This window comes from Umezawaea sp. NPDC059074, assembly GCF_042738955.1.
Taxonomy (GTDB): domain Bacteria; phylum Actinomycetota; class Actinomycetes; order Mycobacteriales; family Pseudonocardiaceae; genus Umezawaea.
The window spans coordinates 1-20,034 of sequence record NZ_JBHYHC010000160.1 but is presented as its reverse complement, the minus strand read 5'-3'; the positions used below and the strand labels follow the sequence as shown (position 1 = coordinate 20,034).

Genomic DNA, 20,034 nt, shown 5'->3' with positions numbered 1-20,034 from the left:
CGGCAGGCCGGCCTCGACGAGGACGGCCTCCAGCGCGGCGGCGGTGCGGGGGACCGATTCCGCGTGCTTGACGATGATCGTGTTGCCGAGCAACAGGTTCGGGGCGGTGAACCGGGCGACCTGGTAGGCCGGGAAGTTCCACGGCATGACGCCCAGCAGCGGTCCCAGCGGACGGGATTGCAGCACCGCGGTCACGTTGTTCCGCACCGGGAGTTCCTGGTCCGCCACCAGGTCCGGTCCCGCGGTGGCGTAGTGGTCGAAGATCGCCGCGCAGTACTCGACCTCCTCGACGCCTTCGGCCAACGGCTTGCCCATTTCCCGCCGCATCGACTCGGCGAGGTCGTCGGCGTGCTCCGCGAGCGCCTTGCCCGCTCGGCGCAGCAGAGCGGCGCGGTCGTCGACCGTGCGCTTCCGCCAGGTGAGGTAGGCCGCATGGGAAGCGCCGAGGACGTCCTGGATCTCGACGTCGGTGGCGTGCGGGAAGGACTCGACCAGGGCACCGGTCGCGGGATCGACGACCTGGTAGACGGGGTGGGTCATGCGCGCCTGCTTCACGGTGTGGGGGCGAGGTGTCCGGCCGGGGTGGTGCGGCGGCGGAAGAAGTCGGGGTAGCGGTGGCGGCAGATCGCCAACGCGATCAGGCCGACGACGACGGTGCCCGCGCCGATCACGAACGTGCCGCCGACCTGGACGCCGAACAGCGGCCAGCTCGTCCCGCTGTTGGCCGGGTTCCAGGACTGGACCAGGCTCCACGCCCCGGCCGTGAGCAGGATGACGCCGCCGATGGCGGGGAAGACGAGGCGCAGCCAGAGATCGGCCGCGCTGTCGCGCCACGCCCGGCGGTGCGCCCACGCCGAGGTGAGTCCCGTGAGCCCGTAGTAGAACGCGATCATCAGGCCGCAGGCGGACACCGCGTCGCCGATGACGAGGCCGTGGCCCAGGAAGTTCATCGCGATGTACACCGCGCCGCCGACGACCCCGACGGCGATGGTGCCGACGTGCGGGATGCGGAAGCGCGGGTGCACCCGGCCCAGCGCGCGGGGGAGCGCGCCCTGCTTGCCCATGGACAGCATCGTGCGGCTGAGCGTCAGCACGGTCGTCTCGGTCGACGCCGCCGCCGAGGTGAGGACCATCAGGATCAGCAGGTGCCACAGCACCGAGCCGAACCCGCTCGACCCGAACACCGCCGTGCCGAAGGCGTAGAACACGTCCCCGGAGTTCGCGGGGTTGGTCAGGCCGATGCCGGTGTCCCCGATGCCCGCGAAGGAGAGCGCGGCGACCGTGGCCAGGAGGTAGAGCGCCAGCAGGAGGACGGTCGAGTAGATCGCGGAACGGCCGGGGGTGCGGTGGCGGTCGGTGGTCTCCTCGTTGACGGTGAGCGCGGTCTCCCAGCCCCAGTAGATGAACAGCATCAGCACCAGGCCGCTGACGAACGCGCTCACCGACTCGCCCTGGAACGGGTTGAGCCACGAGAGCTCCGGCTCGCGCACCCCGGTCGGAGCGGTTCCGCTGTACACGCGGACCAGCGCGACGACCGAGAGGACCACGAGCATGCCGAACTCGAGGAACAACAGCACCCGTTGCACGGCGGCGGCGATCTCGATGCCGCGATAGCAGATGAGCGTCATCAGGGCGAGCCAGCCGAGCCCGGCCGCCAGCACCCACGGGTGCGACGGCGTGGTGCCGATCCCGTCCGCGCCGAAGAGGAGGAACACGTACTGCCCGGCGACCTGGGCGAGGCTGCCGACCACGAGGATGAACGAGGCGATGATCGCCCACCCCGCGAGGAAGCCGACCGTGGGGTTGAGGACGCGGGACGCCCAGGTGAAGATCGTGCCGCAGTCCGGGTCGCGCCGGTTGAGCGCGGCGTAGCCGAAGGACACGAACAGGATCGGCACGAACGCCAGCAGCACCACGGCGGGCGCCTGGAAGCCGACGTACCCGACGATGAACGCCAGGGTCGCGGCGAGGCTGTAGGCGGGCGCGGCCGAGGCGACGGCCAGGATCAGGCTCGCGGCCATGCCGAGCGCGCCGGAGCGCAGACCCTTGTCACCGGGCCCGTCGGGTGTCCCAGCAGGCGGTCTCGTCTGCTGGTGTTGCGAGTCTGACGGCATGGCCACTCCTGATTATGGTCCTCACATGGTGTGATAGGCGAACGCAATGCCTGATTGACGAGTCAGCTTGAACGTGGTGCCGGTCACTGTCAAGGCTTGGATCGCAATTTCTTCTCTCACTTGACTGAACAGTCAATGTTGCCCACTGTGGGGGAGTGACATCACCAGAACCGCAGGCCGTCGACACCGATGTCGTCGTGGTGGGCGCCGGCTACGCCGGGCTGACCGCCGCGGCACGGCTGGTCGACGCCGGAGTCGACGTCGTCGTGCTGGAGGCCGCCGAGCGCGTGGGGGGCCGGGCGCTCAGCGAGGTGCTGCCGTCGGGGGCGCGCGTCGACCACGGCGGCCAGTGGATCGGGCCGACCCAACGGCGGTTCCACGACCTCGCGGCCCGGTTCGGCTGCCGGACCTTCCCGACGTGGGAGGTCGGGAAGCACGTCGAGGTGTGGCACGACGGCGCCTGCGTGGACTACCTCGGGGCGGGCCGTCCGACCGGGCCGGGCGTCGCCGAGTACCGGCGCGTCACCGCTCTGCTCGACGACCTCGCGGCGACCGTGGACCTGGAACGGCCGTGGACCACCCCGCGGTTCGCCGAGTTCGACGCCCTCTCGGCCCAGGACTTCTTCCGGGCGACCACGCGCGACCAGGACGCGATCCGCAGGCTGGCGCTCGCCGTGCAGGGCGTGTGGTGCGCCGAGCCGCGGGAGATCTCGTTCTTCCACGTGCTGTTCTACGTGGCGTCGGCGGGCGGGTACGAGCAGCTCATGGAGACCGGCGGGTGTGCGCAGGACTCCCGGTTCGCCGGAGGAGCCGACGCGGTGGCCCGCGCGCTCGCCGCGTCGCTGGACGGGTCGATCCGCCTCGGCGAACCGGTGCGGACGATCCGGCGGACCGCGGGCGGGGTCGAGGTGGCCACCGGTCGCTCGGTCGTGCGGGCGCGACGGGCCGTGGTCACCGTGCCGCCGGCGGCGCTCGGCCGGATCACGTTCGAGCCCGAGCTGCCGCCCGCGCGCCGCGGGTGGGCCCGGTGCTCGCCGATGGGCCGGGTCGCCAAGGTGCACGCGGTGTACGACGCTCCTTTCTGGCGTGAGACCGGGTACTCCGGGATCGCCACGCTCTACGGGACGAGCCCGGTCGGCGTCGTCTTCGACAACTCCCCGGAAGACGCCTCGCTCGGCGTGCTCGTCGCGTTCGTCTACGGCGACCGGCTCGACGGCTGGGCCGACTCCTCGCAGCCGGTCCGACGCCACGACGTGCTGGCCGCGTTGGCCGGGGTGGCGGGACCGCAGGCCTGGGAACCGCTCGACTACGTCGAGAAGGTCTGGCCCCGCGAGCACTGGACCATCGGCGGGTACGAGTGCTTCGTGACCCCAGGGGGCTGGACCGCCTACGGGGAGGACGGGTGGCGCGCCCCGACGGGACCCGTCCACTGGGCGGGGGCGGAGACCGCTTCGGTGTGGAACGGCTACATCGACGGGGCGATCTCCTCGGGCGACCGCGCGGCGACCGAGGTGATCGGCGCGCTGAAGGCGAGGACGGGGTGACCCGGTGTCGTCCGGCATACTGGCGGGATCATGACTCCTCTCGACCAGGCACGCGGGTCCGACCCGACAGGGGCGTGTTCGTGACCGGCGTGGCCACCGAGCCCTCGGACCTCCCGGTGCGCGTGCGGACGGCGATCCGGGCGGCCAAGCTGTCGCAGCGCGAACTGGCCCGCCGCATCGGGATGGACCCCACGGCGCTGTCGAAGGCCCTGCGCGGGACGCGGCGGCTGCGCGACGAGGAGATCGCGGCGATCGGGAAGGCCTGCGGCGTGTCCGTGGGCTACCTCGCCGAGGGGACCGGCCCGTCACCGGTCCTCCCGGAGACCGGGAACCGGGCCGAGCCGGTGACCGTGGCCGAGCGGCGGGAGCAGATCCTCGACGCCGCGACGGTGCTCATCGCCCGCCGCGGCTACCACAACGTCCGGGTCTCGGACATCGCCCGGTACTGCGGGACCAGCACGGCCACGGTCCACTACCACTTCCCGAGCAAGGAAGCGGCCCTGCACGCCGCGATGGAGTACTACGCCCACCGCTTCCGCAGCCGCCTGGACGCCGAGTTCGACCAGGCGATCTCCGCACGGGACAAGCTGCGCAGGCTCATCGAGGTGCAGCTCGTCCTCACCACCGAGGACGTCGACGAGTGGTCGGTCTGGATCCAGTTCTGGACCCAGGCCATGCTCGAACCCCGCCTGCGGCCCGCCCAACGCCGGATCTACTCGGACTGGCGTCGACTCGTGGTGACCCTGCTCGCCGAGTGCCGGACCGAAGGCCTCCTCGCCGATGTCGACATCGATGAGCTGGCGGACAGGTTCACCGCGATGGTCGACGGCCTGGCGATCCAGATCCTGGCCGACTCGACGGACATGTCACCGAACCGGATGCGGTCCCTCCTCCTGACGGCCTTCGAACCACACCTCACCCTCACCTGAGCGAACCCGACGCCGGTCGTGCCCTCGCGCTCGACCAGTCGAACACGCCTGGGGCCACGTCCGCCGCAGGCGGGGTTATCGTTCGGTCATGACCAGGGAGCCCAGCATCTACCTCCAGAACTGCCCTTCGCGCGCGGTGATCGGCGTGATCGCGAGCCACTGGGGAACCCTGGTGCTCGGCACCCTGTTCGACGGCACGCTGCGCTACACCGAGATCCGTCGGTCGATCGAGGGGATCAGCGAGAAGATGCTGGCCCAGACGCTCCAGTCGCTCGAGCGCAGCGGCTTCGTCGTCCGCCGGGTGCACCCGGTCATCCCGCCGCACGTGGACTACACGCTGACCCCGATGGGCATGCAGGTGGCGTCGCAGGCAAGAGGCCTGCTCGACTGGGTCACCGCGAACATGGGCGACATCGTGGAGGCTCAGCACGCCTACGACGCAGGCAGGGCGGAGACCCGCGGTTAGACCACGCGACCTGCCTTCCGGTCCTTGCCGCGAAGTGGCCGGTCCCGGTGCACGGTCAGCGTTCGATGGCGGCCTTCGCCAGGCGCAGCAGCGCGTCGTCGTCGAGGTGCGATCCGTCCCAGATGGACTCGAACCTGGTGATCAGGCCCTGCTCGTCCAGTTCCAGGACGTTCACCCCGCGCCGCACGGCTCCCGTCGCGGTCCACTCGTAGCCACCGCCGACGGCCGAGCCCACGACGTGGCGCACCTCGGTCCCGTCACCCAGGTAGGGCAGGGTCCCCTTGGCCGCGGCCAGGAACGACGTGATGTGCCGTGACCCGGTGAGGTGCACGTGGGCGGTCAGGTCGACGAACGTCGCGTCCTTCGAGAACAGGGCCGCCGCGCCGGCCGCGTCACCCGCGGCGAACGCCTGGTTCAAGCTCGCCGCGACCTCCTTGATCCGGTCCGCGGCGACGTCGCCGACGACGGATTCCTTGAAGTCGGCGGGGAACTCCGAGTCGGCGTGCCGGAACCCGATGAGGTTGGCCGCGCCGATGTGGTTGGTGTCCCAGTAGTCGATCCAGCGCGCGATCTTGCCGTCGAGGAAGTTCACGACGCTGATCGCCCGCATGTCGGCCGGGAAGAAGATGCCGGGGTCGTTGGCGAAGCACACGACGGCGCTGGTCTCGTCGCCGACGACGCGGGTGACGTAGGAACTCGCGCCCGCGGGCCAGCTCGGCAGTTGCTGGGCGAACAGGTCGCGCAGCCCCTCCCAGGACGGGAACTCCAGGCCGAGGGTCGCGTCGATGTAGGCGAACCGCTCCTTGCTGAAGTGCGCGATCGTGGCGTCGACGTCTCGGCGGGACTTCGACCGGAAGTAGGCGGTGACCGTCGCCACGGCCTCCGGTGAGGCGTGCGAAGTCTCGACGATGGCGTTGGTGGAACTCATGGTCTGACCTTTCGGGTGTGCCGGTCCTTTGTGGCCGGTCGAGGGGGTGATGTCCTGCTGTGCGCTTCCGTGCTGGTCAGGCGGGGGAGACGATGGCGTCGAACGTGGCGTGGTCGTAGATGAGCTGCCCGCTGGAGACGCGGTCACCGGTGACGGTGAACCAGCCGCCGGTGGGCAGCCAGCCGATGCCCGCCGGTCCGGCGATGCCGATCTCGTACAGGGCGGCGACGTCGTCGCCGTTGACGACGGTGCGCAGGACGCGGTGGCCGCGGACGATCGTCAGCAGGCCTTCTGCGACGGCGAAGAACTCGTCGGCGCTGTGCGCGGCGGCGAACGGTCCGATGAGGCTGAAGTCGTCGGTGATGGTGTCGCGGGTCGCCGCGGCGTCACCGGAGTAGTAGGCGGTGAAGAAGCGTTCGACGGTGTCCAAGGCGGTCATTGCGGTCTCTCCGGAAGTGCTGTTCGAGCAGGGCTCGGTCCTCGGTGGACTTCGTTGGCGCGAGCCTAAAACCGGACCGGCGGGGGGAGAAGAACGCACTATGTCGTTCGGTACTCACCTCGAGGTGAGGATGCAGGTCGGAAGGCGTGGGTCCGGTACCGCTCGTCGAACCGCCTTCGCTCGGGGGCGCGACGGCGTGCTGATCCGGGATCGCGCCGACGGATGTGTATGATGGGCATCATCCAGAATGTGGCTGGCCCGTGGATGGATCTCGAGGAGGTGGCGGCATGGGGCACTCCCAGGCGGCCAAGGCGGAGTCGCGGGAACGCGTGCTCCGGATCACCGCTCGCCGCATCCGTGAGGAGGGGATGGCGAACCCCGGCGTCGCGGACCTGATGAAGGAGGCGGGGCTGACCCATGGCGGGTTCTACAAGCACTTCACCTCGCGCGACGACCTGATCGACGAGGCGGCCGCGGTCGCCCTGCTCGACGGGGAGGCCAAGATGGCCGCGGCGGCCGAGCGTGGCGCCGACGACCCGCGCGCGGCGTTGATCGACGCCTACCTCAGCCCCCGCCACCGCGACACCCCCGGAACGGGGTGTGCTCTGGTGACGCTCGGCGCCGCGGTCGGCCGTGGTGGCGACGACGTCAAAGAGGTCTACGAGAAGCAGGTCCGGAGCTACCTGTCGCTGCTGGGCGACGCGACGGAGGAAGACCGCGCCGAGGCCGTGGTCACCTTGAGCGCGATGGTCGGCGCGCTGCTGATGTCGCGGGCCGTCGCGGACCCGGCGGCGTCCGAGGAGCTGCTGCGAACGGTGGCGGAGCGGCTCAAGCGGTCGACCGCGAAGCCGAACGAGGGCGCGCGGAAGCGTGGTGCCACCTCCCGGCGACAGCCGTCGTGAAGCGTCCTCCCGGCAGGCCACAGGTTCGAGCGGCCTCACCCGGTTTCACGGGCAGCCAGCCGTGAGGTCCACTGTGGACCCGAGCGCCGTCGGGTGCTCGATCGAACGCGCGCTTCACGTCGTCGGCGAGCGGTGGACCTTCCTGATCCTGAGGGAAGCGCACCTGGGCACCACCCGGTTCGCCGACTTCCGCACCGCGTTGGGCATCGCCTCGGACGTGCTCGCCGCCCGGCTCGAAAAGCTCGTCCGAGTCGGTGTCCTGGAACGACGCGACTACCGCAACCAGGGCGAACGCGCGCGAGCCGACTACCACCTCACCCCCAGCGGCGTGGAACTGCGACTCGTGCTGGGAGCGCTGGGGCAGTGGGGCGACGACCACCTGCCGCTCCGGGACGGCTCCACGTGCGGACGCCGGAACCGGCGGACCGGCGAGGACGTGCGCGTCGCCTTCGTCGCCGACCCGGCCGACGCCCTCGCCATCGCGGACGTGACCTTCACCCGCCCACCGACCCCGTGACCTCCCGATCGCGGAACCGTCAGAGAACAGGAACCAGTTGATGACCACCGTGTCCCCGTTGCGCGTTGTCGAGCGTTCTCCCTCGTACTGGCGCGTGACGTTCGACAGCCCGCCGATCAACCTGGTGACCTTCGAGGTCTTCGCCGCGCTCGGGGACCTCGTCGAGCGGATGGAGGCGGCCGAGGACCTGAAGGTCGTGGTGTTCGACAGCGCGGACCCGGACTTCTTCCTGGCGCACTTCGACATGGTGCCGCCGAAGACGCCCTACACCGGACCCGCGTGGCTCGACACCGCGAGCCGCATGGCCCGCTCCCGCGTCATCACCATCGCGTCCATCCGCGGCAGGGCGCGGGGCGTGGGGAGCGAGTTCGCGCTGGCGTGCGACATGCGGTTCGCCAGCAGGGAGAACGCCGTGCTGGGGCAGCCGGAGGTGGGCGCGGGCGTCACGCCGGGAGGCGGGGCGACGGAACGCCTTCCGCTGCTGGTGGGACGGGGCCGGGCGTTGGAGATCATCGCCGGGGCCGACGACTTCGACGCCGACACGGCGGAGCGGTACGGCTGGATCAACCGGGCGCTTCCCGACGCCGAACTCGACGCCCACGTGGACCGCGTCGCCACCCGCGTCGCCTCCTTCGACCGGCGTGCGCTGGCCGAGGCGAAGGCGCTGGTCAACAGGTCCACGCTGCCGTCGGAGGCCGACCTGGCGGCGGGCGCGGCCACGTTCCGGACCTCGCTCACCTGGCCGGAGGCCCGAGACCGGGTCGGCAGGCTGCTCCGGCGCGGGATGCAGCAGCGGGGCGAACTCGAATACCGGCTGGGAGAGCACATCGCCGACCAGTGAAGTCCGTGTTGTCAGGAGACGCGAATGCATGTCGTACGTGTGACGGAGTTCGGACCGGCGGACAGTCTGGAGTGGACGGAGGCGCCGGACCCCGAGCCCGGCCCTGGCGAGATCCTGGTCTCCCTCACGGCCGCGGCGGTGAACCGGTCCGACCTGCTGTACCGATCGGGCCAGTACCACAGCGGCCCACCACTGCCCGCCGTGCCGGGCTCGGAGGGAGCGGGCACGGTCGTGGCGCTCGGCGCGAACGCCGGCGAGTTCGCCCTCGGCGACCGCGTCGTGATCTGGGGACCGATGGGAACGCCGGGCTGCTACGCGGAACTGGCGGCCGTTCCGGTGGACAGGGCGTTGGTGGTGCCCGAGGGCGTGAGCCTGGTCGCGGCGGCGGCCACGCCGATCGCCTGGCTGTCGGCGTGGTACTGCCTGCGGCACCTGGTCGACGTGCGACCGGGTGACGTCGTGCTGCTCAACGCCGCGGCCAGTGGCGTCGGCAGCGCCGCCGTCCAGATCGCCAAGGACGCGGGCGCCACCGTCATCGCCGTTGTCGGCACCGCCGAGAAGGAGCAGTGGGTGCGGGAGTTGGGCGCCGATCACGTGGTGCGGCGCGACCGCGACGACGTTCTCGCCACGGTTCGCCACCTCACGGAGGGGCGAGGTGCGGACGCCGCCCTGGACCTGGTCGGCGGAGACGCGTTCGCGACCGCCGTGCGCTCCGTGGGCCACGCCGGGCGCGTGGCCGCGATGGCGAACGTGGCGTTGGACCCGACCACCCTCGACACCCGTGACTTCTACCCCAAGAACGCGAGCATCTTCGGGTTCCAGATCAACGACCTCATGCGCCACGGCTGGGACCCGCGACCCGATCTCACCGCGTTGCTGACCGGCATCGCGGACGGCCGTTTCACCGTGCCCGTCGACTCGACCTTCCCGCTCGCCGAGGCGGCCGCTGCCCACCGCCGCCTGGAGTCGGCGCGGACCAGGGGCAAGATCGTCCTGACCATCTGACGGCCGGTCGTCGGCGGTGGGTCCGGGTGGGCCTGCACGGGTTCCGGACCGTGGAACCCGTGCAGGCCTGGCGGTGCCTCGGTGTGGCTAGTTCCGGCCTGCCATCACCCCGCCGTCCACGTCCCAGATCGCGCCGGTGACCCAGCCCGCCTGCTCGGAGAGGAGGAACGTGACCACGGCGGAGACGTCCTCGGTCGTGCCGATCCGGCCCGCCGGGTGGAAGTCGTTGAAGCTCGCCAGCACGGTGTCGACCTCGGCGGGCGGGATGAAGCCCTCGTAGATGGGGGTGGCCACCACGGCGGGGGAGATGGCGTTGACCCGGATCTTGTGGGCCGCCAGCTCCAGCGCGAGGTGCTGGGTCAGGGCGTGCAGGCCCGCCTTGGCCATCGAGTACGCCGACGACGGGGTCGCGGCGATGGCCTGCTGCGCCCACATGCTGCCGATGGTGACGATGGCGCCGCCGCGGCCGCCGGCCACCATGCCCCGCGCCACCGTCTGGGTGATCAGGAAGGTGGCCTTGTTCAGGTCGAGGTAGGAGTCGTAGTCGGCGGCGGTGTGCTCGAGGAACGGCTTCGGCACGAACACGCCTGCCGCGTTGACCAGCAACGTGGCGTCGGCGTGCTGGCCGGCCAACTCCTCGCGGACCCTGTCCGTCTCGGCGGGGTCGCGCAGGTCGGCGGTGATGCCCCACGCCTGTCCGTGATTGGCCAGGTCGGCCACGGTCTTCTCGACCCGCTCGAGGCGGGAGCCGATGACGACCGCGCTGCCGCCGCGGCGGACGACGTCCGAGGCGATCTGACGGCCCATGCCGCTGCTGCCGCCGACGACGACGAGCTTGCGACCGGTGAAGTCCTGTCCCATGATGGTTCTCCTCATCTGACTACCTACTAGTTGGAAGGTTGCTTGGTCATGCGAAAGGGCGCCGCGCTGTGCCACGCGCGGCGGCCTTCGGTCGTGCGGTTCTCAGAGCAGGGCGGTGACCAGGGTCGCCGCCACCGAGCGGACCACGTCCCGGTCCTGGTCGGCGGCACCGGTCGGCTGCCCGTGGGCGCGGGCCAGCAGCAGTGCCCCCTCCAGGGACGCCAGGTAGGCCTCCGCCGCCGCACCGGTCCGGGCGGCGGGCATGCCCGCCTCGGCCAGCACGCCCGCCACCCACTGCCGCTGATCGGCGAAGAACGCGTCCGTCGCCTGCCTCACCTGAACGGGCAGGCTCTCCGCGTCCACGGCGAACACGCCGCAGAGGCAGATGCGGCCGCCTTGGGCGAAGGTCTCGGCGTACAGCCCGGCGTAGCCGACCAAGCGCTGCCGCGGGTCGGCCGCGCCGTCGTCGACCTCCTTCCGCGCCGCGGCGAACCGTTCCCGGTAGCGCACGATCAGCGCCTCGGCCAGTGCGGCCTTGGTGGGGAAGTGGTGGTGGATGCTCGGTTTCGTGATGGACAGCTCGGCACTGATGTCGGCGTAGGAGAAGCCGTTGTACCCCCGGACCTGCACGAGCGTCTGAGCGCTGTCCAGGATCCGATCCGCTGTCGTGGTCACGGGGGAATTTCTACCTTCTAGTTGGTAGGCCAGTCAAGCGGTATGACCGGCGTCACAGGTGTCGGCGCTCAGGAACGGGCCTCGCCCGCGGGCGGGGTCCAGCCGGTGGCGCGGATCCACTCGGCCAGGTCCCAGGTGGTCGGCTCGATCGCCCGCACCGCCGCGAGGTCCGAGGGATAGGAAGCGCCCTTGGCGAACCAGCGGAACATCGCCTCCTCCTCGGGGTCGCCGCCCAGCACGCTCAGCGGCAGGGCCTCGTAGCGCGCCGGGAGCCCGGTGTGTGCGCCGAACACCGCGGCGATCTGGCTGCCCGTCAGCTCGTCGCCGATGACCTCGACGGCACCGCCGGGCACGTCCGCTGTGCCGAGCAGGATCGCGGCGGCGACCAGGCCGATGTCCTTGACCGCGACCAGCTTCAGGCCGACGCCGTCGGGCACGGGCATCCTCACCACGATCTCGTGGTCCCGCGCGACCAGTGGCAGCGTCGCGAAGTTGTCCATGAAGGCGACCGGGCGGACCATCGTGGCCCGCAGGCCGGACCGCCTCAGCAGTTCCTCGATCCGGCCCTTCGACTCGAAGTGCGCCACGCCCGAGTCGTGCTCGGCTCCGCTGACCGAGTTGAACACGACGTTCGGCACACGCGCCGCGACCGCCGCGTCGATGAGCGCGGTGCCCAGCCGGATCTCGTGCTCGGTCTCCTCGGGGGTGTGCGATTCCGGGGTCATGAAGTAGAACGCGTCGACCGCTTCCAGTGCGGTGACCAGTGACGTCGGGTCGTCGGTGCGGATGGTCGACAGTTCGACGCCCCGAGCGGCCAACGCCTGTGCGCGGTCGGAGTCGGGGGTGCGAACGAGGGCTCGCACCCGCGCTCCACGGGTCAGGAGCGCATCGACGACCGCCCCGCCCTGCTGTCCCGTCGCGCCGAAGACCGCGATCGTGCCGGTGTGCTGCGTGTTCATGGTGCCCGCCCCTCATTGGTTCATGTCGTGAACTAAAGTAGTTCACGACATGAACCAACGCAAGGGTGTGCGGGAGGTCAGGGAGAGGTGTCCGAGGTGTCCACGATGGTGGTGGCGAGGCGTTCGAGCTCGCGCTGGTCGTCGGCGTCGAGGTGCTCCGCGATGTCGGGCAGGCGCTTGGCCGTCTCGGCGAACACGGCCTCGGCGAGCACCTTCCCCGCGGGCGTCACGCCGAGCATGACGACCCGCCGGTCCTGCTCCGAGCTGACCCGGCTGACCAGGTCGCGCCGCTCGGTGCGGTCCACGAGCTGGCTCAACGCGTTCTTGGTCATGCCGAGCGAGGTGGCGAGGTACGCCATGCGCCGCGGCTCGTTCCTGATCGCGCACAGGAGCGTGGCCTGGGAGGGGGTCAGGTCGTACTCGGCGCAGATCCGCGCGTACCTGCGCTGGATCAGGACCGAGAGCCAGAACAGCTTGTCGCCGTAGTCCACGCGCGCCTCCCCTCGTCCGGTGCCGAAACGCCCAGCCTACTGCCGCGTTACCGGCTCACCTGCCGTGTTCGACCGCGGGTAGTCCGGTAGGGGCCAGGCGCCGCCTCGGTCCTCCTTCGCGAACCGGGCCGCGAGTTCGGGGAGCTTGAGGAAGCTGCCGACCGCGCCCAGGGTGCGCAGGGCGGTGATCCCGAGCCTGCCCTGGGGGAACCCGAAGCGCAGGACCTTCGGGTTGACCTCGGCCTGGACGGTGTCGACGAAGGGCCGCAGCGCTTCCTGGTAGCGGGCGAAGGCCGTCGGGAGGTCGCCGGGGCTCCGGTTGATCTCGCCCGCCAGGACGTAGGCGCCGACGAGCGCGGCGGAGGTGCCCATGCCGCTGTAGGGCGAAGCGCAGTAGCCCGCGTCGCCGACGAGCGCGACCCGCCCGTCGGACCAGGTCGGGATCCGGACCTGCGCGACCTCCTGGGAGTAGAAGAACTCGGCCGTCTCCATGCCCGCGAGGAACCTCTCGGTCTGCCACCCGGCGTCGCGGAACCGATCGGACCAGAACCGCTGCTGCCGGTCGACCGGCTGGCGGTGGATCGCGGTGGCCTCCGCGGACTGTTCCCACAGGGCGAAGTAGACCTGGGTCTCGTCGGCGTTGTGGGAGCGCCGCATGATCATGCGGCCGCCGGGCGCGTTGTAGGTCTCCCGGAGGTCGTCGTCGGTCGCGTCGCGCGGGATGAACCAGTACGCCATGTGGATCCCCACCGGCCAGTACGGGTCGGGACCGCCCGCGGGCAGCAGGTCGCGGCGGATGCGCGACCCCTGGCCGTCGGCCCCGATCAGGACGTCGAACTCGTCGGTGGTCCCGTCGGAGAAGCGCGCGAGGACGCGGTCCGCGTCCTGTTCGAAGCTCTCGACGCCGGTGCCGAAGACGAAGCGCACGTCGTCCTTCGTCGCGTCGTGGAGGATGCGCACCAGGTCCCCGCGCATGATCTCGTACTCCGAGGTCAACGTCTGACGGCCCTTGCCGGAGGTGTTGGCCATGACCGAACCCCACCGCCTGCCCCGCGCGTCCACGAACGCCACGCCGGGCTCGTGCACGAGTTCGGCGCGCACGGCGTCGAGCAGTCCCATGCGCTCGACCGCCTCGATGCCCTGTCCTCGCAGGTCGATCTGCGCGCCGGTGGCGCGCAGCGCCGGGAAGCGCTCCACCACCACGACCTCGTGACCACCCCGCGCGAGCCAGTAGGCCGCCGCCTGACCGGCGATGCCGCCCCCGCAGACCAGGACCTTCAGCGAAGGCCCGGATGTCGTGTCCATGACCGCCCCTTTCAGTGATAGGCAACTGGCGCCCAGCATCGACTATCACTGATAGGGAGTCAAGGCCTATCGGTGATAGTCTGTCGGCGTGATGAAGCTGGACCGCGAGACCATCGTCAGCGAGGCGCTCGTCCTCCTCGACGAAACGGGGCTCGACGCGGTGAGCACCAGGCAGTTGGCGAAACGCCTTGGCGTGGAACAACCTTCGCTCTACTGGCACTTCCGCAACAAGGCGTCGCTGCTCGACGCGATGGCCGAGGCCGCGATCGCGAGCCACGCCACCGCACCCCTGCCGACGCCGTCGGACGACTGGCGCGACTGGCTCGTGGAGAACTCGCGCAGCTTCCGCCGAGCACTGCTGGCCCACCGCGACGGTGCACGGCTGCACGCCGGGACCACCCCCCAAGGCGCGGACCTCTCCCGCGCCCTGCACAAGCTGCGGTTCCTGGTCGACTCGGGACTGCCCGAGCACGACGCCCGGATCGCGATGCTCACCACCAGCCACTTCACGGTCGGCAGCGTGCTGGAGCAGCAGGCGGAGGAGGCCGACGAGGGCGACGGTCCGGGCCTGGACCGGGCGGAGGCGTTCGAGGCCGGGCTCGCGCTGATCGTCGAGGGCGTCGCCTTGCGCGCCGACCGACTCCCGCGCTGATCCCGTTGATCCGCGCTTGACTCTCAAGCCACTTGAGATCCCATAGTGGTGGGTGTGAACGAGGTGTACTCGATCGGGGACGTCGCTCGCCGCACCGGCTTGAGCGTGAGCGCCATCAGGTTCTACGCCGACGAGGGCGTCGTCCCGCCGACCGGTCTCACCGAGGGCGGGTTCCGGCGGTACGACGTGCACGCCATCGCGCGGCTCGAACTCGTGCGCACCCTGCGCGACCTGGGCGCGGGCCTGGACGACATCCGCCGTGTGCTGGCCGCGGAGACCACCCTGCCCGACCTGGCCCGCGCGCACCTGCGGCTGGTCGAGGAGCAGTTGCAGCAGTTCCAGGCGCGGCGTGCGGTGCTGCGGACCATCGTTCGGCAGCAGACCACCACCGAGCAGGTGAGCCTGATGCACAAGCTGGTGTCGATGTCCGACGACGACCGCGACCGGCTCATCACCGAGTTCTGGGACTTCGTGACCACCGGCCTGGACGTCCACCCCGGCTTCGTCCAGCGGCTGTACGACGCGCGACCGCACCTGCCCGAGGAGCCGTCCGCCGAGCAGCTCGAAGCCTGGATCGAACTCGCCGAGATGGTGCGGGACAACGAGTTCCGGACGTCGATGAGGGAGTTCTACCACCGCCGGTTCACCACCGACCAGGGCAGGCTGATGGCAGGCCCGGAGATGGTGGAACGCGCCGAGCGGCACCGGCGGCTCGTCCTGGAGGCGATGGCGGCGCAGCAGGCCGATGTTCCCGCGGAGTCCCAGCGGGCACGGGACATCGCGGAGCGGGTGGTCGCCGCTCAGGCCGAGATGCTGACCGCCATGACCGGACGGCACGACCCGGACCGGGCTCGCCGCGGCGTGGTCGAGTTCGACCGCGACCGCGCGGCGGCCCGGTGGCGGGCCGGGTCGACCGGCCTGACGCTGTTGACCAGGTACCACTCCCTGGTGGCGACGATCAACGGGACGCCCGCTCCGGATCCGGACAAGGCGGCGGCGGTCCGGGAGTGGATGGCCGCCGCGCTGCGCCGGGAGACCACCTGACGATCGCCTGGTCCGGTAGCTCGTCGGCGACTGCCGCCCGATCGGGGTGCTACAGTCGTTTCATTAGTCGATCGGCTAATGAAATGAGAGGGTGCTGTGATGGCGGAAACGGTACTGGTCACCGGTGGTACGGGGTACGTCGCGGGCTGGTGCGTCGTCGAGTTGCTCAAGCGCGGGTACGACGTGCGGACCACCGTGCGCAGCGAGTCCAAAAAGGACGCGGTGCTCCGAGCCGTGGCCACCGAGGTCGAGCCGGGGGACCGGGTGAGCTTCGCCGTCGCGGACCTGACCTCCGACGAGGGTTGGGCCGCGGCGATGGACGGCTGCGACTACGTGCTGCACGTCGCCTCTCCCATGGGCGCGGACGATCCGAAGGACAAGGACCCGGACGCGCTGCTGCTGCCCGCCCGTGACGGGGCGCTGCGCGTGTTGCGCGCGGCGACCGCCGCCGGGGTGAAGCGGGTCGTCATGACCTCCGCCGCGAACACCGCCAGCCCGTCCTCGTACCGGGACGAAGGCGTCAGCGACGAGACGTTGTGGACGGACCCGACCGATCCGACGCTGCCCGCCTACCGGCGGTCCAAGACGGCCGCCGAGCGGGCGGCGTGGGACTTCATGGCGGGCCACGACGGTCCGACGACGCTCACCACCATCCTGCCCGGCGCGGTGTTCGGCCCGATCCTGACGCCCAGCACGCTGAACTCGGTCCAGGTCATCGGCCGCCTGGTCAAGGGCATGCCCGGCACGCCCAGGATCGGGTTCGAGGTCGTCGACGTTCGCGACCTGGTCGACGTCCACATCCGGGCCATGACCTCGCCCGAGGCCGCGGGGCAGCGGTTCCTGGCCACCGGCGAGTTCCTGTGGATGAGCGACGCCGCCCGCGCGCTGCGCGACGGCCTGGGCGAGGACGGCGGCAAGGTGCCCACCCGCACCTTGCCGGACTTCCTGGTCCGGTTGTCCGCGGTCTTCGACCCGTCGTTGCGGGAGATCATGCCCGCGCTCGGCAGGCGCCACCGGCACAGCACCGCCAAGGCGGAGCGGGTGCTCGGCTGGCGCGCGCGTCCGGCCGCCGAGACGGTCGTCGCCTGCGGCAAGAGCCTGATCGCGCACAACGTCGTCTAGCCGCGTCAGACAGTGCGCGATGGTGGGGACCCTCGCGCCGATGAGCTGGTCATCAGCGACCTCGGTATGGCCGACCGCCGCCCGCGTCCGGCGCGGCAGGTCACCGGATTTGAGCTGGGAAAGGACGACCGTGACCGCACAACCCGGCACCGACGATGACGCTCACCTGTCGGACGTGCCTCCTCCCGCTCGTCGGCGGCGACGATGGGTGCGTCGGGCCGCGGCCGTCGTCGGGGTCATGACGGTGATCTTGGTGATCGGCGGCTTGGTCTTCGTGCGCGGCACACCGTTCGGCGCGAGTCCGACCGGTGAGCGACTGGCGCGAATCGAGCAGTCGCCGCAGTGGCGTGACGGGGAGTTCCGGAATCCCCAGCCGCGGTCGACCGCGTTCTGGGGCGCGCTCGCCGGGTCGATCTTTGGGGAGAGCGGTGTCAGCAGTCCGGACCGGCCCCTCGACATCGCGCCTACCGACACCGGCTTGTTCGACGCCGCGCCGAGGGAGGGCTTGCGCGTCACGTGGTTCGGCCACTCCTCGACCTTGGTGGAGATCGACGGGCTCCGGGCGCTGATCGACCCGTTCTGGGGAGCGCAGTCGGGGCCGTCCGGTCTGGTGGGCACCAAGCCCTTCTACCCGCCGCCCGCCGCCCTGTCGGACCTCGGGCCGGTGGACGTCGTGCTGATCTCGCACGACCACTGGGACCACCTCGACCAGCCGACCATCAGCGCGATGGCGGGGTGGTCGACGACCACGTTCGTGGTGCCGTTGGGCATAGGCGCGGACCTGGAGCGGTGGGGGATCGCCCCGGACCGGATCCGCGAGCTCGACTGGTGGCAGAGCACCACGGTGGACTCGGTGGAGCTGGTGTCGACGCCCGCCAGGCATTCGTCAGGGCGAAATCCGTTGCACGGCAACGAGACGCTGTGGTCGGGGTGGGCGTTGCGGGGATCGCTGCACCGGGTGTGGTACTCGGGTGACTCCGGGTACTTCGCCGACCTCGCGCGGATCGGGGAACGACTCGGCCCGTTCGACGTGACCCTGGTGGAGTCGGGGCAGTACGACCCGAACTGGCCGGACAACCACCTGGGCCCGGAACTGGCCGTGCGGGCCAACGAACTGGTGGGCGGCAAGCTGATGATCCCGGTCCACTGGGGACTGTTCACCCTGGCGCCGCACACGTGGACGGAACCCGTCGAGCGCGTGCGTGCCGAGGCGAACTGCCGTGGGCAGAGCTACCTGGCGCTCGTGCCGGGGGTGCCGACCGAGCCGACCGCGAGCGCCGTCGCCGCTCAACGGCAGTGGTGGCCCGCGCTGCCGTGGCGCACCGCCGCGACCACGCCGCTCAACCCGACGATCGACGGCGATCCGGATCACCGGATCGACCTCGTTCCCTGTGTGGTCGGCGGTCGATAGAGCGACCGGCGTTGACGGTTTCGTTCCAGCTCAGCAGGATTTGGAGTTTCTCGGCGGACGGCGAGCCGACGTCGGCCGTGTAGATCGAGAAGAACTGCCCGCCCGAGTCGGGGACGTCGAGGGTCTCGTAGTTGAGGGTCATCGTGCCCACCGTCTCGTGGAAGATCCGCTTGGCGCCGTGACCGTGCTTGAACAGCCGGTACCCGGCCCAGAAGCGGGCGAAGTCCTCCGAGGCCACGGACAACTCGCCGACGAGCCGCTCCAGCGCCTCGTCGGGACGCCGCGGGTCGCGGGCCGCGCGGAGTGCCGCCACGGTCGGCGCCGCGACTTCCTCCCAGTCCGGGTACTTCGTGCGCGTCGACGGGTCGAGGAACAGCCAGCGCGCGATGTTGCGGTCCTGGGGCGCCATCGCGCCGAAGTCGGCCAAGAGGACCGTCGCGGCGCTGTTCCAGGCGAGGACCTCCATCCGCGGTCCTTGCAGGATCACCGGAATGGGATCCATGGCCGTGATCAGGCTCCGCAGGTTTCCGCGTGCTCGCACGGTCGGCGGGGCCTTCTGGCGGGTCCGTGCGCGTTCGGTGCTCACGAGGGCGCGCAGGTGCTCGCGTTCGAGCGGCGTGAGCCCGAGAACGTCCTCGATCGCGGTGAGGATCTGGTCGGAGACGGTGCCGATGCGCCCCTGTTCGAGACGGGCGTAGTAGTCGACGCTCACCCCCGCGAGAGCGGCGACCTCCTCACGGCGCAGACCTTTCCCGCGGCGGGGAGTCGCGGACGCGGGAAGTCCGGTCGACGACGGACTGATCCGTGCGCGACGCGACATCAGGAACTCGCGAAGGTCGTTGGACTTGGCCACACCGGCCATCTTCCCCCGGAACGAACCGGCATGCCCGGCTTATCAGGTACTCGGAGTACCAGGTGGACCCGTGCGCGCTAAGCGGGCCCGATCGCCCCCGGTGGGTGGTCGACTCGGGGAGCACGACGTCACCCGATCGTCCAAGGGAGAGACCATGTCCGAGAACCTGAGCGGCACCGTCGCGGTCGTCACCGGCGCGTCGAGCGGCATCGGCCGCGCGACCGCGCGCCGCCTGTCCACCGCGGGCGCGTCGGTCGTCCTCGTCGCCCGCCGTGAAGACCGGCTCCAGGAGTTGGCCGCCCGGATCCGGGCCGACGGGGGAGACGCGCTCGCCATCGGGGTGGACCTCACCGATTCCGGTGCCGCACAGGCGGCGATCGAGCGCGTGGTGACCGAACTCGGCCGCGTCGACACCCTCGTGAACGCGGCGGGCGCGATGCTCAACGGCCCGTCCGACGAGTCGTCCTTGGCGGAGTGGGACCGGATGGTCGACATCAACCTCCGTGGCCTGCTCTACGTCACCAAGGCCGCGCTTCCCCACCTCTTGAGTGCCGCGGAGAGCAGCTCCCGCAAGGTGGCCGACGTCGTCAACGTCTCGTCGGTCTCGGGTCGGTTCGCCGCCCCCGGTGTCGCCGTCTACACGGCCACCAAGTTCGCGGTCACCTCGGCCACCGAGGCGTGGCGTCAGGAGTACACGACCCGGAACCTGCGGTTCTCGGTGATCGAGCCGGGCCGCACCGAGAGCGAGCTGTTCGACCAGAAGGCGGGTGCCGCCGAGGGTTTCACCGCCATGTTCGGCGAGGTCGAGGCCCTGCACGCCGAGGACGTCGCCGAAGCCGCCGCGTTCATCGTGACCAACCCCCGCAGGGTCGCGGTCAACGAGATCGTCATCCGCCCTACCGACCAGCCCTAGTCATCCGCGCCGGTCGGGCCCACTGACAGCGACCGTGGCCAAGCGCCCGAGCTGCGCGGCGAC

At 70.8% G+C, this 20,034-nt stretch carries 22 protein-coding genes; 12 read left to right on the top strand and 10 right to left on the bottom strand.

Features of this window, described 5'->3' with window-relative positions:
• Nucleotides 1-540 (bottom strand): aldehyde dehydrogenase family protein (locus ACFWW9_RS40720; RefSeq protein ID WP_390388032.1); only part of this gene is annotated, 540 nt, incomplete at its 3' end.
• An 11-nt stretch (nt 541-551) separates the two neighbouring features.
• Nucleotides 552-2,114: an APC family permease gene (locus ACFWW9_RS40715; protein ID WP_390388031.1), complete on the bottom strand. Its 1,563-nt coding sequence runs from the start codon at nt 2,112-2,114 to the stop codon at nt 552-554.
• Between the two features lie 155 nt (nt 2,115-2,269).
• Here ACFWW9_RS40715 and ACFWW9_RS40710 point away from each other — a divergent pair, with 155 nt between their 5' ends.
• The 3 genes from ACFWW9_RS40710 (at nt 2,270) to ACFWW9_RS40700 (ending at nt 5,053) form a co-directional block, all read left to right on the top strand.
• Nucleotides 2,270-3,658, top strand: a complete 1,389-nt coding sequence (locus tag ACFWW9_RS40710) for a flavin monoamine oxidase family protein (protein ID WP_390388030.1) — start codon at nt 2,270-2,272, stop codon at nt 3,656-3,658.
• A gap of 80 nt (nt 3,659-3,738) precedes the next feature.
• The gene (locus ACFWW9_RS40705; protein ID WP_390388029.1) at nt 3,739-4,587 is read left to right on the top strand and encodes a TetR family transcriptional regulator C-terminal domain-containing protein; all 849 of its coding nucleotides are present in this window, start codon (nt 3,739-3,741) and stop codon (nt 4,585-4,587) included.
• Between the two features lie 88 nt (nt 4,588-4,675).
• Nucleotides 4,676-5,053: a winged helix-turn-helix transcriptional regulator gene (locus ACFWW9_RS40700; RefSeq protein WP_390388027.1), complete on the top strand. Its 378-nt coding sequence runs from the start codon at nt 4,676-4,678 to the stop codon at nt 5,051-5,053.
• 55 nt (nt 5,054-5,108) lie between these two features.
• On the opposite strand, the gene ACFWW9_RS40695 is transcribed toward ACFWW9_RS40700, so the two are convergent.
• Both ACFWW9_RS40695 and ACFWW9_RS40690 read right to left on the bottom strand, forming a co-directional pair.
• Nucleotides 5,109-5,981, bottom strand: coding sequence for a nuclear transport factor 2 family protein (locus ACFWW9_RS40695; RefSeq protein WP_390388026.1), 873 nt, complete (start codon nt 5,979-5,981; stop codon nt 5,109-5,111).
• A gap of 76 nt (nt 5,982-6,057) precedes the next feature.
• On the bottom strand, nt 6,058-6,420 hold the full coding sequence (locus ACFWW9_RS40690) for a nuclear transport factor 2 family protein (protein ID WP_390388024.1): 363 nt from the start codon (nt 6,418-6,420) through the stop codon (nt 6,058-6,060).
• 287 nt (nt 6,421-6,707) lie between these two features.
• On the opposite strand from ACFWW9_RS40690, the gene ACFWW9_RS40685 reads away from it, so the two are divergent.
• The 4 genes from ACFWW9_RS40685 (at nt 6,708) to ACFWW9_RS40670 (ending at nt 9,685) form a co-directional block, all read left to right on the top strand.
• A complete protein-coding gene (locus ACFWW9_RS40685) occupies nt 6,708-7,322 on the top strand; it encodes a TetR/AcrR family transcriptional regulator (RefSeq protein WP_390388023.1) in 615 nt (204 codons plus the stop codon).
• Nucleotides 7,323-7,383: 61 nt separating this feature from the next.
• The gene (locus ACFWW9_RS40680; protein ID WP_390388021.1) at nt 7,384-7,839 is read left to right on the top strand and encodes a winged helix-turn-helix transcriptional regulator; all 456 of its coding nucleotides are present in this window, start codon (nt 7,384-7,386) and stop codon (nt 7,837-7,839) included.
• A gap of 40 nt (nt 7,840-7,879) precedes the next feature.
• Nucleotides 7,880-8,680, top strand: coding sequence for an enoyl-CoA hydratase/isomerase family protein (locus ACFWW9_RS40675; protein WP_390388020.1), 801 nt, complete (start codon nt 7,880-7,882; stop codon nt 8,678-8,680).
• A 24-nt stretch (nt 8,681-8,704) separates the two neighbouring features.
• Complete coding sequence (locus tag ACFWW9_RS40670; RefSeq protein ID WP_390388018.1) at nt 8,705-9,685, top strand: zinc-binding alcohol dehydrogenase family protein; 981 nt, start codon at nt 8,705-8,707, stop codon at nt 9,683-9,685.
• A gap of 87 nt (nt 9,686-9,772) precedes the next feature.
• Here ACFWW9_RS40670 and ACFWW9_RS40665 read toward each other — a convergent pair whose 3' ends face one another.
• The 5 genes from ACFWW9_RS40665 to ACFWW9_RS40645 all read right to left on the bottom strand — a co-directional run bounded on the left by ACFWW9_RS40665 (nt 9,773) and on the right by ACFWW9_RS40645 (nt 13,976).
• Nucleotides 9,773-10,546, bottom strand: a complete 774-nt coding sequence (locus ACFWW9_RS40665; protein WP_390388017.1) for an SDR family NAD(P)-dependent oxidoreductase — start codon at nt 10,544-10,546, stop codon at nt 9,773-9,775.
• A 102-nt stretch (nt 10,547-10,648) separates the two neighbouring features.
• Nucleotides 10,649-11,221, bottom strand: a complete 573-nt coding sequence (locus tag ACFWW9_RS40660) for a TetR/AcrR family transcriptional regulator (RefSeq protein ID WP_390388016.1) — start codon at nt 11,219-11,221, stop codon at nt 10,649-10,651.
• Between the two features lie 68 nt (nt 11,222-11,289).
• Nucleotides 11,290-12,180 carry an NmrA/HSCARG family protein gene (locus ACFWW9_RS40655; protein WP_390388015.1) on the bottom strand — a complete coding sequence of 297 codons (891 nt, stop codon included), beginning with the start codon at nt 12,178-12,180 and terminating at the stop codon, nt 11,290-11,292.
• Nucleotides 12,181-12,257: 77 nt separating this feature from the next.
• Nucleotides 12,258-12,671: a MarR family winged helix-turn-helix transcriptional regulator gene (locus ACFWW9_RS40650; RefSeq protein WP_390388013.1), complete on the bottom strand. Its 414-nt coding sequence runs from the start codon at nt 12,669-12,671 to the stop codon at nt 12,258-12,260.
• Between the two features lie 36 nt (nt 12,672-12,707).
• A complete protein-coding gene (locus ACFWW9_RS40645; protein WP_390388011.1) occupies nt 12,708-13,976 on the bottom strand; it encodes an FAD-dependent oxidoreductase in 1,269 nt (422 codons plus the stop codon).
• 91 nt (nt 13,977-14,067) lie between these two features.
• Between ACFWW9_RS40645 and ACFWW9_RS40640 the strand changes: the two genes are divergently transcribed.
• The 4 genes from ACFWW9_RS40640 (at nt 14,068) to ACFWW9_RS40625 (ending at nt 18,205) form a co-directional block, all read left to right on the top strand.
• Nucleotides 14,068-14,628, top strand: a complete 561-nt coding sequence (locus tag ACFWW9_RS40640; RefSeq protein ID WP_390388034.1) for a TetR/AcrR family transcriptional regulator C-terminal domain-containing protein — start codon at nt 14,068-14,070, stop codon at nt 14,626-14,628.
• 54 nt (nt 14,629-14,682) lie between these two features.
• Complete coding sequence (locus ACFWW9_RS40635; protein WP_390388010.1) at nt 14,683-15,672, top strand: MerR family transcriptional regulator; 990 nt, start codon at nt 14,683-14,685, stop codon at nt 15,670-15,672.
• Between the two features lie 99 nt (nt 15,673-15,771).
• Nucleotides 15,772-16,794 (top strand): NAD-dependent epimerase/dehydratase family protein, encoded by a 1,023-nt coding sequence (locus tag ACFWW9_RS40630; protein ID WP_390388009.1) that lies wholly within the window; start codon nt 15,772-15,774, stop codon nt 16,792-16,794.
• A 238-nt stretch (nt 16,795-17,032) separates the two neighbouring features.
• A complete protein-coding gene (locus ACFWW9_RS40625; RefSeq protein ID WP_390388008.1) occupies nt 17,033-18,205 on the top strand; it encodes an MBL fold metallo-hydrolase in 1,173 nt (390 codons plus the stop codon).
• Here the strand turns inward: ACFWW9_RS40625 and ACFWW9_RS40620 are convergent.
• Nucleotides 18,135-19,025: a helix-turn-helix transcriptional regulator gene (locus ACFWW9_RS40620; RefSeq protein WP_390388006.1), complete on the bottom strand. Its 891-nt coding sequence runs from the start codon at nt 19,023-19,025 to the stop codon at nt 18,135-18,137. The two genes, ACFWW9_RS40625 and ACFWW9_RS40620, sit on opposite strands and share 71 nt — an antisense overlap.
• A gap of 187 nt (nt 19,026-19,212) precedes the next feature.
• Here ACFWW9_RS40620 and ACFWW9_RS40615 point away from each other — a divergent pair, with 187 nt between their 5' ends.
• Complete coding sequence (locus ACFWW9_RS40615) at nt 19,213-19,971, top strand: SDR family NAD(P)-dependent oxidoreductase (RefSeq protein WP_390388004.1); 759 nt, start codon at nt 19,213-19,215, stop codon at nt 19,969-19,971.
• Nucleotides 19,972-20,034: the final 63 nt, after the last annotated feature.

Bases quoted from the DNA above. Each gene is read 5' to 3' on its own strand.
- ACFWW9_RS40715 (WP_390388031.1), bottom strand. From the start codon at position 2,114: ATGCCGTCAGACTCGCAACACCAGCAGACGAGACCGCCTGCTGGGACA.
- ACFWW9_RS40700 (WP_390388027.1), top strand. From the start codon at position 4,676: ATGACCAGGGAGCCCAGCATCTACCTCCAGAACTGCCCTTCGCGCGCG.
- ACFWW9_RS40695 (WP_390388026.1), bottom strand. From the start codon at position 5,981: ATGAGTTCCACCAACGCCATCGTCGAGACTTCGCACGCCTCACCGGAG.
- ACFWW9_RS40690 (WP_390388024.1), bottom strand. From the start codon at position 6,420: ATGACCGCCTTGGACACCGTCGAACGCTTCTTCACCGCCTACTACTCC.
- ACFWW9_RS40685 (WP_390388023.1), top strand. From the start codon at position 6,708: ATGGGGCACTCCCAGGCGGCCAAGGCGGAGTCGCGGGAACGCGTGCTC.
- ACFWW9_RS40675 (WP_390388020.1), top strand. From the start codon at position 7,880: ATGACCACCGTGTCCCCGTTGCGCGTTGTCGAGCGTTCTCCCTCGTAC.
- ACFWW9_RS40670 (WP_390388018.1), top strand. From the start codon at position 8,705: ATGCATGTCGTACGTGTGACGGAGTTCGGACCGGCGGACAGTCTGGAG.
- ACFWW9_RS40665 (WP_390388017.1), bottom strand. From the start codon at position 10,546: ATGGGACAGGACTTCACCGGTCGCAAGCTCGTCGTCGTCGGCGGCAGC.
- ACFWW9_RS40655 (WP_390388015.1), bottom strand. From the start codon at position 12,180: ATGAACACGCAGCACACCGGCACGATCGCGGTCTTCGGCGCGACGGGA.
- ACFWW9_RS40645 (WP_390388011.1), bottom strand. From the start codon at position 13,976: ATGGACACGACATCCGGGCCTTCGCTGAAGGTCCTGGTCTGCGGGGGC.
- ACFWW9_RS40640 (WP_390388034.1), top strand. From the start codon at position 14,068: ATGAAGCTGGACCGCGAGACCATCGTCAGCGAGGCGCTCGTCCTCCTC.
- ACFWW9_RS40630 (WP_390388009.1), top strand. From the start codon at position 15,772: ATGGCGGAAACGGTACTGGTCACCGGTGGTACGGGGTACGTCGCGGGC.
- ACFWW9_RS40625 (WP_390388008.1), top strand. From the start codon at position 17,033: ATGACGGTGATCTTGGTGATCGGCGGCTTGGTCTTCGTGCGCGGCACA.
- ACFWW9_RS40620 (WP_390388006.1), bottom strand. From the start codon at position 19,025: ATGTCGCGTCGCGCACGGATCAGTCCGTCGTCGACCGGACTTCCCGCG.
- ACFWW9_RS40615 (WP_390388004.1), top strand. From the start codon at position 19,213: ATGTCCGAGAACCTGAGCGGCACCGTCGCGGTCGTCACCGGCGCGTCG.